We start from the raw sequence: 15,757 nt of genomic DNA on the forward strand, positions 1-15,757 counted from the left end.
GCGCAATCGGCCTAGTATCGCCATAAAGCCCCATCTCCAAAGGTCAAAACACACAATGGAATTACAACTACAGCTACTGGTTTCACTGGCAATCATACATACGGTCGCCCTAGCTAGCCCGGGGCCGGATTTCGCCTTGGTGGTTAAACTCGCAGCGCAGGAACACAGACGCACGGCAGTCGCAGCCGCATTGGGGCTGGCCGTCGCCATCACAGGGCACACATTGTTGAGCCTCACCGGCGTTAGCCTTATCATTAAAAGCTCGCCGACCCTCTTTATGGCGGTGCAGTTGATTGGCGCCAGTTATCTTGGCTGGATGGGTATAGGCGCAGTGCGCGCCGCCGTCGCACACTGGCGAGATGAGCAAAAGATCAGCCCCACGAGCACTCAAGGACATGGCCTGGGTACCACCCAGGGCTTTATACAAGGGGTCTCGACTAACCTGCTCAACCCTAAGGCGCTGGTGTTTTTTATTACCTTGTTTTCCACCTTGATCACCCCTGAAGTGACGCTGGCGACCAAGGTGGCTGCCACAGTAATGATATTTGCCCTCTCTCTGGGCTGGTTTAGCCTGATTGCCCTGGTGCTGTCCCATCCCAAGATGCAGCTCAAGATGAAGCGTGCCACACCGTTGATCAACCTGATGACGGGCTTACTATTTATCTTTGTGGCGGGAGTGATTCTATTAGGCGCCCTCGCCCGCTAAAGGGCGAGACGCCTTAGTGAGCAGATTAAGCGCTGGCGAGCTGAGTTTTGATATAATCCAGCGCCGAGCAGACAGCCGTGACCTGCGCCTGAATGCAATTTTCATCATCAACTTGGGGACTGTCAGGATAGACCTCTGTGGTGGTGTTGTATTTAGCATCACTAAAACCACTGCACAGACCCAACGCCTTGGTCGCATAGTTGATCACCCCGAACTGGGTAATGGGCGCACCAATCAAGCGTCCCTGCTCGTCGGCAGGTGCGATATGGGTCACTTTAGATACCGCCTTGATAATGGCCGACTGCATCTCATCGTTCGGGTTTTCACTATCGCCTACCAAGTAAAAACCGTCAGGGATATTCCAGTTGCTGTGCACTGTGGCGTCTCTGGCCGCCAATGCCGGGCGAAACTCGCTGTTATCTGTGTCAGTGGTCTCGTGCAGATCGATATGGGCCATCAGCGACAATTCAAAACCCGCTACCCATTGCATTAAGGCACGAGACTCCTGCGCCGGACTATCGGCATAAAAAGAGCGGTTAGGATCAATCGCCTCGGGATTCCAGCGATTGATGGTCTCGTAACCCCATGGGCTAACGCAGGGTGCCACCAGAATATTAAAATCCTCACGGTACTCGGCAGCCTTAGTGATCAAAAACCGCAGCGCTCCCTGAACACCACTGGTTTCATAGCCATGCACACCACCGGTCACCAAGATTGTCGGCTTATTTTCATCCCAAAGACGTGACTTAAAACCAAACAGAGGATATTGCCCCTCAGCATAGTTGAGCTCGCCATACTGCACGGCTTCAAATACCTCATTCACCTGACTGAACTTAACCTGCACCTCTTGTTCGTAAGAGCGTTTTTTTTGCTGCGCCTCACGCCACTTAAGCTTTTCAGCATCGCCCCACGGCTTCCCCGCCTCACCAATCCAATAACCCTGCTTATTTGTCATTATGCTTATCCATCGTGCTTTTAGTATTTGTTTCTGCCGCGCGGCCTTAGCAACACTACGACACCTTGGCCTATCATACCCAAACTTGCCCCAAGATAGAGACTCTTGAGTAAAAATCATCGCGGCCAGATAAAAAGCCAACGCCTTGAAGACGCTAGCGGGATAGGCACGGCGGGCAATCTTTGTTAGGATCGCCGCCGAGGAGAAACCATGAAAATTTTTAGCTACCAACCCCCGGCCATTCCCTGGCTCGATATACGTTATCAGGATCGTGACATCGTCATACTCAATAAGCCATCAGGCCTATTGTCTAATCCTGGCCGCGCCGAGGAAACTCATGATTGTGCCATCAACCGTCTGTTACAGCGCTTTCCCGAAGCCATCTTAGTACACAGATTAGACTGCGCGACCTCGGGGATCATGGTGTTTGCCCTCAACAAGAAAGCCGAGTCTAATCTCAAGACCCAGTTTCAAAATCGGACGACAGAGAAATATTATGTGGCAGAGGTTCAGGGCATCATGGTCCAGGATAGCGGCAAAATCACGCTGGCAATGAAGGCAGATAGTGAGCAGCCACCGCTACAAAAGATCGCCGAAGATGGCAAACCGGCCACCACCTATTTTGAAGTGTTAGAGCGGCGCAGCAATAGTACCTTAGTGAAGCTCAAGCCGATCACGGGCCGCACACATCAGCTCAGACTGCATATGAAAGCACTGGGACACACCATACTAGGGGATGATTTCTATGGCGATGAGACGGTGATCGCAGCCGCGCCACGTCTGCATCTACACGCGGAGCACCTGGGAATTACCCACCCCTATAAACAGAAGCGACTCAGCTTCTATAGCCGTCACCCCTTCTAAGTCAATGGCAGGTTTAGACAGTGTAAAAAAGGCGCCCTCTGGCGCCTTTTAACGATTTATGCCGCTCGTTTAGCGGTATAGAAACATTCGTCGCTATTGCAAAACTGCAGGTTATGATCTTTCGACAGCAGGAAATACTCGCCAAATAGATTGCCACCTAAGTCTTCAAGCTTTAACCCATGTTCCAACTGAGTCGCCTGCATCTCATCTAGGCTATGGCAACCGTCGTTGTACCAGGTCTCTAAAAACAGCTTATCGCCCTGACGGTAAAGCGTGATCTTGTCGCCCAACGAGGGGCGTTCATCTATCCACTGGCCGATAATTTCGCGTGTATCCATATCTTGCTCCTGCCAATTTAACCGCTTGCGCTTTTCAACAACCGACATTTCGATAACTTGAAGTAATGACTGCGAACCACTTGCGCAGGTTTTGTCTAACATTACCCTAAGCTCAGATCTCATATTTATTTAACCTCTAACACCCGCAAATGTTGCAAAACTGTAAACAAAAGTCATCTTAAACCAACAAGTTAAACCGTATTATCTTGTCCCTTTATGTGAAATTGTACCCCAGGAGCGAAATAAAAACGCGATCTAAATCACTTTTGATGCATTATTTAAGTAAAGTGTAATACAAATTTTTTTCAAGACGCTAGGCGGAAAAGATATTACAAGCGAACAATGAAGTGGCAAATCGGTTTATTCACCTGGGCGGCAGGATACCCGCCATAAAAAAAGGAGCCCGAGGCTCCTTTCTACAATTGGGTCTTTCGATTCAGATCCCTTAGACCTGTTTTTCTGCCGCCTCGCAGGCCGATGCGGTAAAGAGCACATCGGTTGAACTGTTGAGTGCCGTCTCTGCAGAGTCTTGAATCACACCTATGATGAAACCAACGGCAACCACTTGCATAGCGACATCATTTGAGATGCCGAACAAGCTACAAGCCAGGGGGATCAGCAGTAACGAGCCACCGGCCACACCAGACGCGCCGCACGCCGATACCGCCGCAACAACACTTAATAGAATCGCAGTCAGAATATCCACCTGGACCCCTTCGGTATGCACGGCAGCCAGTGTCAGCACTGTGATAGTGATCGCAGCGCCCGCCATGTTAATGGTTGCTCCCAGCGGAATTGATACCGAATAGGTATCTTCATGCAGATCTAACTTCTCACACAGGGCCATGTTGACTGGTATATTCGCCGCGCTTGAACGAGTAAAGAAGGCGGTCACGCCACTCTCTCGTAAGCAGGTAAACACTAACGGATAGGGGTTACGACGGATCTTAAACCACACGATAAGTGGATTAACGATCAGGGCGATAATCAACATAGAACCTAGGAGCACGCCAAGCAGTTGAGCGTAACCGGCAATAGCTTCAAAGCCTGTTGCGGCAAAGGTGTTCGACACTAGGCCAAAGATACCGATAGGTGCCAAACGGATCACGAAGCGTACCATTTGCGACACGCCATGGCTGACGTCGGCAAATACTGTCTTAGTGGTTTCAGAGGCGTGGTGCAGCGCAATACCTAAACCGACACCCCAAGCCAAAATACCAATATAGTTCCCTGTCATCAGGGCGTTAACTGGATTATCGACCACTTTAAACATCAAGGTATTGAGTACTTCCCCAATCCCCTCCGGCGGGGTTGCCCCTTGGGCACCGCTCACTAGTACCAGCGTGGTCGGAAAAAGGAAACTCATGGTAACGGCGGTAATGGCGGCGGCAAATGTGCCGAACAGATAAAGGACGACAATAGGCCGCATATTGGTTTTAGTGTTCTTCTTCTGATTAGCAATCGATGCCGCCACCAGAACAAAAACCAAAATAGGAGCAATCGCTTTTAACGCGCCGACAAACAGATCACCAAGGAAAGCGACACTTTGCGCCGATGAAGGTGACATACTCGCAAGCACCACACCGGCAATAATCCCCAAGATAATTTGCAGTACTAAACTGCCATCTGCCAATTTGGCAAATAAAGAACGATTTTGATTCATTGATTGACCTGTCATTATAATTAATTGTGTTTTAACGCTTGCTGATCACAGCCAGTGTTTGCCGAGATGAACAGTCTTCATTATCATATTTGTATTCTCAATTACCGCTCATCAGCCTGCGATGCAAGCCAGACGAGAGCGCAATCGAGCGAAGACACACTTTCAAACACAGGGCCAGCGCAAGGTTAAACTTCCTTCATCCTGTGTTTTATAGAAACTCCCTTCCCTTGTCTAGCAATCGACGTGATTTCGTTTTAGATATTACCCATTAGCATCATAAACATAACAAAAATCTAATCTTTACTCTGCTTGATGCCGCTTCGCCCCTCTGAGCATCGCCTCGACCAACTCATGGGCATCGAACTTGGTCAGGGCTTCATTTGCGCCCACCTGATGGGCCTGGCTCACGCTGATCTCGCTAGAGAGAGAGGTATGCAAAATAATATAGGCATCGGCTAAGGCTGGAGTGTTCTTCACCTCGAACGCCAGCTCGTAACCGTCAAGGCCTGGCATCTCGATATCGCTCACCAAGAGATCTACCGGACGACCTTCCTGGGCAGCATGTTCCATGATAAAGAGGGCTTCGCGGCCATCTGACGTGACCAGATAAGGGATATTGATGCTGTCCAGCGCATCGCTAAGTTGTTTGCGAGCCACCATAGAATCATCCACCAGCAGAATATTCAGCGGCTTTAAGATCTCTCGCTGCACGTCGGTTAAGATAGCGCGCTGGGCTGCGGGATTGGCAGGAAATATCTTTGACAATAGCAGCTCAACATCCAAGAGCTGCACCAACTTATCATCGACACGTGTCACCCCCGTTAGAAAAGCACTCTTGCCCAAGTTCTCTGGCGGCGATTCAATATCGCGCCAATTGCACTCAATGATCTTATCTATACTACGCACCAGAAACCCCATCACCATGCGTTGGCAATCGGTAATGATGATATAAGCGTTGGCACGCTCTTCTTGGGTGATTGGCGCATAGCCCACTGCAGCGGCCATATCGATAATGGGAATAGTATGGCCCCGCACGGTCGCAGCGCCAAGAATGGCGGGATGGGATTGGGGAATGGCGCTGAGATTGGTATAGGGAACCAGTTCACGAATTTTCAAGGTTCCCAGGGCAAATAGCTGAGTGTGCGACAAGCGGAACAACAGCAACCCTTGAGATTGGCTCGCCTTACTTTTCATAATCTTACCGACATTCTTATGTTTATTTATCGATGAGTTTAACCCTAGCACAGCCTGATTAAATTGACGATGCTCAAGGCTTGATAATTTATCTCTACAATTGAGATTCTATCGGCAATAGACCGATGAAGTCTGCCATAAAACGGCGCCAGAAACTGGCATCGGGATCGGCGTAATAGATCTTACCGTCAAAATCATCGTGCCAGATGAACTCATCCCCCTGCAGGGCTAAACGATAGCTGCTGCGCTTAAGGGATTGCTCGATAGAGGAAACCACTTCGCGAGCAAACTCGCTCTGCTCGACTATCAACCCCATCTCTGTGTTAATCCAAGCCGATCTCGGGTCGAAATTAAAAGAGCCAACAAACACCGACTTTTGGTCCAAAATAAAGGTTTTGGCGTGCAGACTCGTGCGCGAACTGCCTTTCCAGGCACTGGGACGGCGATTGATATCAACTTTTACCTCATACAAGGCGATACCATTTTCCAGCAGACGCTGACGATACTGTTTGTAGCCTGCATGCACCGCCAGTACATCTGTGGCCGCTAAACTGTTAGTGACGACTGTGATCGCGATACCTCGCTTAGCGGCATTAATCAACGCCTGAGTGCCTGAATCGGTTGGCACAAAATAGGGTGATACAATCAATACCTCTTTTCTCGCCTGAGCAAGAAACTCACCAAGATCAGAGAGCAGCCATTCTTGTTTAGACTCGCTATTTGCCTTCTGGGGTGGATCAAAAATCAGCTCGGCATCCCCCCAATACCAGGGAATCCCTTTTTGGGTGATCTGTTTTACAAGTTCGCTGAATTCGAGTCGCTCAAGGTACTCATCGTGAACAAAATTTTGCTTATTTGTGGCCATGGCTTTAGCTGCGGCCTGATGCATTTCGCTGGTCGCCGCTGGCACCAGATTCGTAATACTCTCCACCTGATCGCTATTCCAATACAGATCAAATTGATCCGATACCTGGTCCACCACGGCGCCTATGGTCAAAAGATCAAAGTCGCCGAAGTCTACATCGCTGTTCTTGGAAAAATACTCATTTCCTATATTGCGCCCGCCGACAATGGTGATCTGATTATCTACGGTGAGCGATTTATTGTGCATCCTATGATTAAGGCGTGAAAATCCAGTCAACATCGCCACACTTCTGAAGGTGCGCTCATAGGACGGGTTAAACAAACGGATCTCGATATTAGGATGACTCGCCAACAGGATCAGGGCATCGTCCAAGGTTTTAGTGGTGAGATCATCGAGCAGCACCCGCACCCGCACCCCGCGTTCGGCGGCATCTATCAGATACCAGCTCAACAAGCGGCCGGTCTCATCGTTATGGTAGATATAATATTGCAGATCGATACTGGTACGCGCAGACTTGACGATGGCAAGACGCGCAGCAAAGGCATTGACACCAGAGGAGAGAGGTAAGATACCGGTTTTACCTGGATGCGCCGACAAATCATCGGTCAGATATCGCGTCATCGGGGAATTATCTGGCGTCTCAAGTTTATAACTCGGTGTTACCGGATGGGGAGGTGGCAAGCTGCTACAAGCAGACATTGCCAATATAAAGAATAAAACCAGGCTATTTTTTACCATTGAGAATTTCATAACGTCCTGTAAAACCTTTTGATATCAGCGCCTAGGCTATAACATAGGTATTAGTATCACGCCTGTAAAGCATATAAAACATCATAAACAAATTGATCCCACCCGTCGGAACTAAAGGCGATATCGCGTACGGCTCGAACCTGACTTACCGCGTGCAAAGGTGCCGCGCCATTTTCCATCAGATAATAGGCCATCAGTAGGCCGGTTCTGTCTTTGCCTGAGCGGCAGTGGATCATAACCGTTAAGCCTTGAGCCTCACACTCGCGGATAAAGGCCAGAGCCTTGGGCAACTGGGCCACACATAGCGCCTGGTCGCCCTCTTGAGGTGGAATATTCTCCGATAGAGGAATGCAGGCGTAGCGAAGGTCCAGCCTAGCCATCTCATCGGGATCACAGAGTTCCCCCTGGTTAACCGATAAAATCGCATCGATCCCCTCAGCCTTAAGCTGCCCGAGATCCCACTGGATCAAATTCGGGCCACAACGACCGGCAATCACGCCTTCTACTAACCAAAACAGCTGCTGCATACGCCCTACTTTTTCTCAATATCTGCCATTAAACGCCGCATACTATGACGGATTCTTCCAGATCCCGTCATTGATCTTTGGTAACTTTTTACGCTTTTTTTTACCGGTTCCGGCGGGCTTTGCCACAGGTTTCCCTTGGCGTGATGGACAATCTTGCGGCGCTTCGTCGTCGGCCTCGAAACCAGCATACTGCTCTCTTGGCAGACGTAGCTTATTTTTCTTTTCTATTACTGAAAAATGATGATATTCATCGTGGCTGATCAGCGAAATGGCTTCCCCCTGCTCCCCTGCGCGGCCACTTCGCCCAATGCGATGCATGTAATCTGCGGGGCTACGTGGCAGCTCAAAGTTAATCACCACAGGTAACTTGTCGATATCGATGCCGCGCGCCGCTATGTCTGTAGCGATCAGCACGGTTGTCTCTCCGCTTTTGAAATCCTCAAGTACACGGCTTCGGGTACCCTGGGCCTTATCGCCATGGAAGACTTGCGCGCTAATGCCGCGCTTGGCCAGTTTCTGCGCCAGGTGATCACAGCTACGCTTGGCACTGGCAAACACCAATACCTGACGCCACTCACGAGTCTTAATCAGTTCGGCCAGCAATGCCGTCTTACTGCTACGATTGACCGTATAGACGCGCTGGATAATATCGGCGCGCTCTTCATCTTGCAGTTCAATCACCTCAGGATCGACCAACAGTGCGCTGGTCAGTTCTCGCACCTCTTCAGGAAAGGTCGCCGAAAACAGCAGTGTCTGTTTCTGCTTAGGTAAAAGCTTTAGGATCTCGGCGAGTTCTTCAGTAAAACCCAGGTTGAGCATACGGTCGGCTTCATCAAGCACCAGGGCCTTAAGCTGCGATAAGTTAACCGCATTGCTAGAGACAAGATCCAACAGACGACCAGGAGTCGCCACCAAAATATCTGTGCCGCCGCGCAGCGCCAGCATCTGGGTATTGATAGAAACGCCACCAAAAACGGCGACCACTTTCGCCCGGGGAGCCAGTTCTCCGCCGTAGCTGATAAAACTGTCAGCCACCTGCTGGGCTAATTCACGGGTCGGCACCAACACCAAACCACTGACATGATTACCGCCGCTAGCCCGTTGCCCCGCCAGTTTTTGCAATAAAGGTAAGGCAAAAGCCGCCGTCTTACCCGACCCCGTCTTAGCGCCGGCCAACAGATCACGTCCGGCTAGGATGGCGGGGATCGCCTTGGCCTGAATGGGCGTGGCCTTTTGATAGCCAAGGTGATTCAGCCTGGCTTGTAATGCCTTAACCAAATTCAACTGGCTAAATTCAACCGTCGACACGGGCAGTTCTGAAGGAGCGGATGGGGTCATGATAAAAGTAAGCTACCAATACAAAATACAGCCGACTATTGTACCTAAGATTGGTCCACAACACCTAATCTTTAGCGCATCATCTTTATCAGATTATATTTGCGATATCACCTTGGTCACATCAGCCAACCAGGCGCTAGCGGCCAAGATCTGACTCAAGGCTTGCGATATTGGCCTCTAGCGTCAGCAGTTTTTGCTTGATCGTCAGCCCATAGGCATAGCCGGTTAAGGCGCCACCTTTACCGATAATACGATGGCAAGGAATGATGATGGCGATACGATTGGCACCATTAGCACTGCCTACGGCACGCACCGCTTTGGGATTGTCTATGGCATTGGCGATGTCGCTATAACTGGCGGCTTGGCCAAAGGGGTGAGTCAACAAAGCTTGCCACACCTGATGCTGAAAAGCCGTTCCCACAGGCGCCAGCGCTACGCTAAAGGCTTTCAGTTGACCAGCAAAATAGGCTACCAACTCCTCCTCTGCCTGCTTAAGATGCGCCTCGGCCCTGGCCTGTTCCTGCTCGCTAGCCGTGATAAGACTGACGGGGCGAGCGACAAAGCCGTCGTCTTCGCCAGGCAGAAAGCTTAGGTGTGACAGACCAAACTGATTGGCAGCCAGACTCAAGCGGCCAAGAGGCGTATCGAGCACTTTTTGCGCTAAAGCCTGATCGCCAGCAAGACCAAAGTCGCGGCTTAGGGGCGTGTATTCAAGTTGTGGGTTATGTGCACTCATTGTTGATTCCATAGTTGCAGGGTGAGATAGCTGCCCCAGGGCGCAACCTCTTGTGCTAATTGATGACTCAGCTCTTGATAATATTTCTGAGCTTGTTTTTTCACCGCCTTAGGGTCTTCACACGCTTGCCTCGGCCATGACCCAGGCAAGTTCAGCAAAAGCTGCTGTTTGACCACGAGATCGCTGCTAAGCAGCACATCAGGCAGGCTCAACCCTCGCAGGCGCACATAATCCAATGTCCAGGGGCCAATGCCTTTTATCTGCAGCCAGGACTCGATATCCGCCTCGGGGGCTTTAGCCACAAATGTCGCCAGCGCCCGAATCGCCTCTTTTCGCACTCCCGGCATCTTCAGCCCTTCCAGGCTGGCACCAGTTAGTTGCTCTGGCTGCGGAAACAGGCGCAGTGTGCGCTCACCCAAGGTTACCGTCTCGCCATAGTCGGCCACCAGTTGTCCCAACAGCTTAACCGCCTGGGTGACGCTCACCTGTTGACCCAATATGGCTCGGCACGCTGCCTCAAAGGGTGACCAGACACCGGGAATACGCATTCCGGCTTGCACCTTGGGCAAGGCAGCCCCCAAGCCGCTCAGTCTATCGCCTATGGTGAGAGGATCCGCGTCGAGATCTAATAGGCGACGAATATGGCTGACGATCCCTTTTAACTCCCTGAGATCTTCCGCCCTTGCCAGATGAATGTCCACATAAAAGCAGGCCTCCTCTTCACTGTGTTTAGCGGTGAAATGACCCCTAACACCATTCAGTGTAAAGCTGCGCCCATAGCTCTGCTCATCAATCCATTCCATCTCGGGAACCATTCTCTGAGTGTAGAAATCCCTGAGATGCGCCCAGTCATAGGGTGGCCGATAGGCAAATTTTAAGGTCAGCCCCTGTTTAGCCGACGGCGCCTTTGCTCCAGTTTTGCGGATCTCGCTCGGAGTCAATTGCAGCTGCTCTCGAAAGATCTCATTAAAACGTCTGACACTATTAAACCCAGCGGCAAAAGCGACCTGAGTGATCGGCATCTGAGTCTGATGCAGCAACTGTTTGGCAAACATCAGCTGCTGATAGAGGGCATATTGTTTGGGAGAGGTTCCTAAGGATTGCTGAAACAGCTGGCGTAGATAACGCTCGCCTATGCCTAAACGCTCGGCCAGTGCGCTCATTGAGATCGCCTGCGGCCCAGCTAATACTCCGGCATTAATCAAATTGAGCGCGCGATTAAGACTCGTCTGCGTACCAAGCCAAGGGTTGGAACCGGGGGCACTGTCGGGTCGGCAACGTAAGCAGGGTCTTAGCCCAGCCTGCGCCGCCGAGATTGCATCAGCGAAATACCTGACATTAGCCTCTTTGGCGGGCACAGCCGGACAGATAGGTCGACAATAGATCCCGGTGGAAAAGACACCGACAAAGAAAAGCCCATCGAATCTGGCATCTCGGGACAAACGAGCAATTCGGTATTGCTCCGCTTTGACGGGATCATGTATCACGCCCTGGCCTGACTTGGCTAACATAAGGAGTACCCTAAAGATCGCTTAAAATCACATTGCAATGTCACTGAGTTAGGCTCATTTAAATAGGAATAGACTTACTCTAATGGAGGAGAAGTTCAGATACTAGCGGAAAACGGCACTCATACTAACTTGCCCGGTTAAGTAACAATACGTCGCACTCAACCCGCAGCTACTATATGATTGAGGCATATCAAGTCTGATGATAACCCTCAACTTTATAAGGACTTAAATGTTTAAGCGTTTTGAATCATGGGTTTCTGCTCTACCAGATGATGAGGCAGTACAGCCACCGCGCGGCATCTATAAGTTTTGCCGTCACTACACTCGCGGCTTCGAATTACCATTGGCCTTGATGTCGATACTCACCGCCCTTCTGGCGATACTCGAAGTGTCACTATTTGCCTTTATGGGTGATCTGGTGGATCTGCTGGCTAACCACAGTCCAGAGACGCTGTTTGCCGAACAGGGTGACAAGTTGTTATTGATGTCGGTATTGGTTCTGGTGGTTATCCCGTCTCTGGTGCTGTTACATGCTCTGGTGGTCTACCAAGGTCTGCTGGGCAACTATCCCATGTCGATCCGCTGGCTTGCCCACCGTTATCTGCTCAAACAGAGCATCTCTTTTTACCAAAACGATTTTGCCGGGCGTATCGCCACTAAGGTGATGCAAACTTCGCTAGCAGTGCGGGAGACAGTAACTAAGCTATTAGATGTATTGGTTTATATCTTAGTTTACTTTCTTTCTATGCTGGTGATCATCGCAGATGCCGATCTGCGTCTGATGCTACCTATGCTGGCTTGGTTGGCCCTCTATGTCGGCCTGCAATTTTATTTCCTACCCAAGCTGAAAAAGGTCTCCACCGAGCAGGCCGATGCCCGCTCCACCATGACAGGGCGTATCGTCGACAGCTACACCAATATCGCCACAGTGAAACTGTTTTCACACACCCAAAAAGAAGCCCAATATGCCAAAGACAGCATGACGGGCTTCCTCGATACCGTGTATCGGCAGATGCGCCTGGTCACAGGTATCAACGTCAGCGTGCAGGTCATTAACTACTTACTTGCCTTTACCGTCGCCGCCGTCTCCATCTGGCTGTGGCGTGACAGCGCCATCACAATAGGGGCCATCGCCGTAGCAGTGAGCTTGTCGCTCAGACTCAACGGTATGTCTCAATGGATCATGTGGGAGATCAGCTCACTGTTCGAAAACATCGGCACGGTTGCCGATGGCATGAATACTCTATCGCGTCCGACCAGCGTGCAAGATAAAGAAAATGCCGCCCAACTTACCGTCTCTCAAGGCGAAATCGCCTTCGAACAGGTGAGTTTTCACTATGGCGAAGCCAGTGGCGTAATAGAAGATCTCAACCTTAAGATCAAACCCGGTGAAAAAGTGGGTCTGGTGGGTCGCTCCGGCGCGGGTAAATCGACTCTGGTGAACCTGCTCATGCGTTTTCACGATGTCGAGCAAGGTTGTATCACCATAGATGGGCAAAATATCCGAGAGGTAAATCAGGACTCGCTGCGAGCAAACATCGGCATGGTGACCCAAGACACCTCTTTGTTGCATCGTTCGATCCGCGACAACATACGTTATGGAAGACCTGACGCCACAGAGGAAGACCTGGAAAATGCCATCAAACAAGCTCAAGCCTATGATTTTATTCAGAGCCTGAGCGATCCGGAGGGCAACCATGGCTTGGATGCCCAAGTCGGTGAGCGCGGTGTAAAACTTTCTGGCGGGCAGCGTCAACGCATTGCCATCGCCAGAGTGCTACTGAAAAACGCTCCGATTTTACTCTTAGATGAAGCCACCTCCGCGCTCGACTCCGAGATTGAGGCCGCGATTCAGGAGAGTCTCTATCAGCTGATGGAAGGTAAAACGGTGATTGCTATTGCCCACCGTCTATCGACCATTGCCGCCATGGATAGGTTGATCGTGTTAGATCAAGGCAAAATCGTCGAGCAAGGCACTCACCAGGAGCTGATAAAACAAGGTGGGATTTACGCCCAGCTTTGGGCCCATCAAACCGGTGGCTTCCTGGGGGTAGACTAGGTTCTTCACTGTCTCAAACTGGATGCCTAAGGACCTGATCCTTAGGCATTGCTACCCGCCCTAACCTATTGAGCTAGTTTGTCGGGAACCATCCCGGCTCGGTGAATACCCAGTCATTGTCTTTCACTGGGGTATGACAACTGACACACACCTGCATCCCTCCCTCAAATGGCGTCTGCTCGGCGCCAACCCAACGCGCCCATCCCCAGCCATAGGTGTCGGCATACTTAACCGAGTCCTTGAACATAAACTCGGCATGGACAAAGTCTTTAGGCCCTATCGCCTTAGGCCAGTGAGCTAATTCACCCGCTTTCCACACCACCTTGGCCAGAATGGCACCGTCAGGCCAGGGAGAATGTTCACCGCTACGAGCCGCCTTGATAGCCACGTCATTGCCCAGAATAGCCCTTACCGTATTATTGTCGGTTCTATGGGACACGGCGATGCTTGACCAGGTCTGCCAACCTTGTGGATAGTCAATGCCATGGGAAGGTAAAGGCGTTTTGTCAGCTGCATAACCATTTGATGAAAATAATGAAACGGCTGATAACAGTATTAAAAGAATTGTCTTCATTGTCTGACTCACTCTGTTGCGAAAAGCACAAATCATCGGCTTAACTATTAGTGTGTCAGTGTAGTCTCAATAGGAAAGCTTTGCCGAAGGTAATGTAAGAAAGGAATTATGTAATGAGTTCAAGCTTGGATGAAAAGGCCGTAGCTTTGATATCAAAAAATTTATCATTTCGCTTCTGTTTCATCGCACGATAAAAGAACAAATCAACTAACTTACTTGCGTTAAGCTCCTTTGTCGTAAAGTGGATCTCAACTTGGTTCGGTAAAAGGCTAAAACTAAAATCAAGACTCATATTCAATAGCTTACGTGCAATGGCCTTTCCCCTTGCTTCTTTATCAACATAAATTTGACCGATGTAAGTGACTGATTTTTTGATATGGTGCCTGAAATAACAATAACCAATAGGACTCTCATCTTCGACCGCAACCATGACCCAACGAAGATACTCAACATCATTAATCTTGCACTGTGTGATATCAGCTAACACTAAATTCTCAAAGTCTCGTGCTAGTTCACTTGAAACCTCAGACAGGTCGAATTCTGATTGGAAAACATCGAGATCTCTAGATATGAACATCAACATAATTGCCCTAATTCATCAGGTTAACGATTTTCCTGAAGTGTGGCACATAATCCCCCGCTCGGCGAAAGCAGATTAGTTTGGCGAAAATAGGCAAAACACAAGCAATTGGATAGGCCCCTACTCTGTAAGTATTTGATGGCCTCATTTTGAGGCATCAGGGTGCCAATCAAATTCGTGCCATTGCAGCTGTGTAGATCTAAGGAACGATAAGAGAAATGACAGATGAAAAAAAACCACCCTATTGGGTGGTTTTTTCCGCGTAACTAAACGCTTATTTGGTGGAGCCTAGCGGGATCGAACCGCTGACCTCAACACTGCCAGTGTTGCGCTCTCCCAGCTGAGCTAAGGCCCCGAAACTGGTTGTGACTATACAGTAAAACCTGAATAAACACAATGTCTTATTTCAAAAATTCTTAAAATAAGAAGTGGTATCCCATAGGGGATTCGAACCCCTGTTACCGCCGTGAAAGGGCGGTGTCCTAGGCCTCTAGACGAATGGGACGCCGTCCTTACGTTTAGACTCCGTAAGCGAGTGAATACTCATTGAAACCTGTAGGCTAAGCTTCAATGCTATCGAATCGTCAACTTAATAGTCAACCACTCAAGAAAGTGGTATCCCATAGGGGATTCGAACCCCTGTTACCGCCGTGAAAGGGCGGTGTCCTAGGCCTCTAGACGAATGGGACACTGTTGGTACCTTATACTCTGTACCGAGTGAATACTCATTGAAGCTAGTAGGCTATTGCTTCAACGCTATCGAATCGTCAACTTATTCAGTCAACCACTCAAAAAAAGTGGTATCCCATAGGGGATTCGAACCCCTGTTACCGCCGTGAAAGGGCGGTGTCCTAGGCCTCTAGACGAATGGGACACTGTTGGTACCTTATACTCTGTACCGAGTGAATACTCGTTAAAGCTAGTAGGCTATTGCTTCAACGCTTTTCAAATTAGATGGTGGAGCCTAGCGGGATCGAACCGCTGACCTCAACACTGCCAGTGTTGCGCTCTCCCAGCTGAGCTAAGGCCCCTTACCTAACTTGTCACCTTTGAGTGCACCGCGAGCATCTGCCGGCTGTGTCTCAACTGCGAGGCGC

Annotated in this window: 14 protein-coding genes and 5 tRNA genes; 3 read left to right on the top strand and 16 right to left on the bottom strand. The window is 50.0% G+C overall.

The features are described 5' to 3' along the window. The first annotated feature begins 55 nt into the window (after positions 1-55). Positions 56-706, top strand: coding sequence for a LysE family translocator (locus NY07_RS14285; protein ID WP_033540040.1), 651 nt, complete (start codon positions 56-58; stop codon positions 704-706). 25 nt (positions 707-731) lie between these two features. Here NY07_RS14285 and NY07_RS14290 read toward each other — a convergent pair whose 3' ends face one another. Then, a complete protein-coding gene (locus NY07_RS14290; RefSeq protein WP_033540041.1) occupies positions 732-1,661 on the bottom strand; it encodes a M14 family metallopeptidase in 930 nt (309 codons plus the stop codon). Between the two features lie 210 nt (positions 1,662-1,871). Between NY07_RS14290 and NY07_RS14295 the strand changes: the two genes are divergently transcribed. Next, entirely contained in the window at positions 1,872-2,525 is a 654-nt protein-coding gene (locus NY07_RS14295) for an RluA family pseudouridine synthase (RefSeq protein ID WP_033540042.1), read from the top strand. A 56-nt stretch (positions 2,526-2,581) separates the two neighbouring features. Here the strand turns inward: NY07_RS14295 and NY07_RS14300 are convergent, their stop codons facing one another. The 8 genes from NY07_RS14300 to NY07_RS14335 form a co-directional block, all read right to left on the bottom strand. Beyond that, complete coding sequence (locus NY07_RS14300; protein WP_033540043.1) at positions 2,582-2,986, bottom strand: hypothetical protein; 405 nt, start codon at positions 2,984-2,986, stop codon at positions 2,582-2,584. 322 nt (positions 2,987-3,308) lie between these two features. Then, the gene (sstT, locus tag NY07_RS14305; protein WP_033540044.1) at positions 3,309-4,526 is read right to left on the bottom strand and encodes a serine/threonine transporter SstT; all 1,218 of its coding nucleotides are present in this window, start codon (positions 4,524-4,526) and stop codon (positions 3,309-3,311) included. A gap of 300 nt (positions 4,527-4,826) precedes the next feature. Next, positions 4,827-5,720 (bottom strand): chemotaxis protein CheV, encoded by an 894-nt coding sequence (locus NY07_RS14310; RefSeq protein WP_033540045.1) that lies wholly within the window; start codon positions 5,718-5,720, stop codon positions 4,827-4,829. Positions 5,721-5,814: 94 nt separating this feature from the next. Beyond that, a complete protein-coding gene (locus NY07_RS14315; RefSeq protein WP_235363941.1) occupies positions 5,815-7,206 on the bottom strand; it encodes a phospholipase D family protein in 1,392 nt (463 codons plus the stop codon). Positions 7,207-7,391: 185 nt separating this feature from the next. Next, complete coding sequence (locus tag NY07_RS14320) at positions 7,392-7,862, bottom strand: dual specificity protein phosphatase family protein (protein ID WP_033540047.1); 471 nt, start codon at positions 7,860-7,862, stop codon at positions 7,392-7,394. A 42-nt stretch (positions 7,863-7,904) separates the two neighbouring features. Next, entirely contained in the window at positions 7,905-9,200 is a 1,296-nt protein-coding gene (locus tag NY07_RS14325; RefSeq protein WP_033540048.1) for a DEAD/DEAH box helicase, read from the bottom strand. Between the two features lie 136 nt (positions 9,201-9,336). Next, complete coding sequence (locus NY07_RS14330) at positions 9,337-9,936, bottom strand: methylated-DNA--[protein]-cysteine S-methyltransferase (RefSeq protein WP_052125740.1); 600 nt, start codon at positions 9,934-9,936, stop codon at positions 9,337-9,339. Further along, complete coding sequence (locus NY07_RS14335; protein WP_033540049.1) at positions 9,933-11,447, bottom strand: DNA-3-methyladenine glycosylase 2 family protein; 1,515 nt, start codon at positions 11,445-11,447, stop codon at positions 9,933-9,935. Before NY07_RS14335 ends, NY07_RS14330 begins: the two co-directional genes overlap by 4 nt. A gap of 229 nt (positions 11,448-11,676) precedes the next feature. Between NY07_RS14335 and NY07_RS14340 the strand changes: the two genes are divergently transcribed. Then, the gene (locus NY07_RS14340) at positions 11,677-13,506 is read left to right on the top strand and encodes an ABC transporter ATP-binding protein (RefSeq protein ID WP_033540050.1); all 1,830 of its coding nucleotides are present in this window, start codon (positions 11,677-11,679) and stop codon (positions 13,504-13,506) included. Between the two features lie 73 nt (positions 13,507-13,579). Here the strand turns inward: NY07_RS14340 and NY07_RS14345 are convergent, their stop codons facing one another. The 7 genes from NY07_RS14345 to NY07_RS14375 form a co-directional block, all read right to left on the bottom strand. Then, entirely contained in the window at positions 13,580-14,080 is a 501-nt protein-coding gene (locus NY07_RS14345) for a cytochrome P460 family protein (protein ID WP_033540051.1), read from the bottom strand. 106 nt (positions 14,081-14,186) lie between these two features. Further along, a complete protein-coding gene (locus tag NY07_RS14350; RefSeq protein WP_161783167.1) occupies positions 14,187-14,567 on the bottom strand; it encodes a GNAT family N-acetyltransferase in 381 nt (126 codons plus the stop codon). Positions 14,568-14,939: 372 nt separating this feature from the next. Then, a tRNA-Ala gene (locus tag NY07_RS14355) sits at positions 14,940-15,015 on the bottom strand. Between the two features lie 74 nt (positions 15,016-15,089). Further along, a tRNA-Glu gene (locus tag NY07_RS14360) sits at positions 15,090-15,165 on the bottom strand. Positions 15,166-15,273: 108 nt separating this feature from the next. Next, positions 15,274-15,349, bottom strand: a tRNA-Glu gene (locus NY07_RS14365). A gap of 109 nt (positions 15,350-15,458) precedes the next feature. Then, positions 15,459-15,534, bottom strand: a tRNA-Glu gene (locus tag NY07_RS14370). Between the two features lie 81 nt (positions 15,535-15,615). Further along, a tRNA-Ala gene (locus NY07_RS14375) sits at positions 15,616-15,691 on the bottom strand. Between the last annotated feature and the right edge of the window lie 66 nt (positions 15,692-15,757).

The organism is Shewanella sp. ECSMB14101 (assembly GCF_000773485.1).
GTDB classification, from domain to species: Bacteria; Pseudomonadota; Gammaproteobacteria; order Enterobacterales; family Shewanellaceae; genus Shewanella; species Shewanella marisflavi.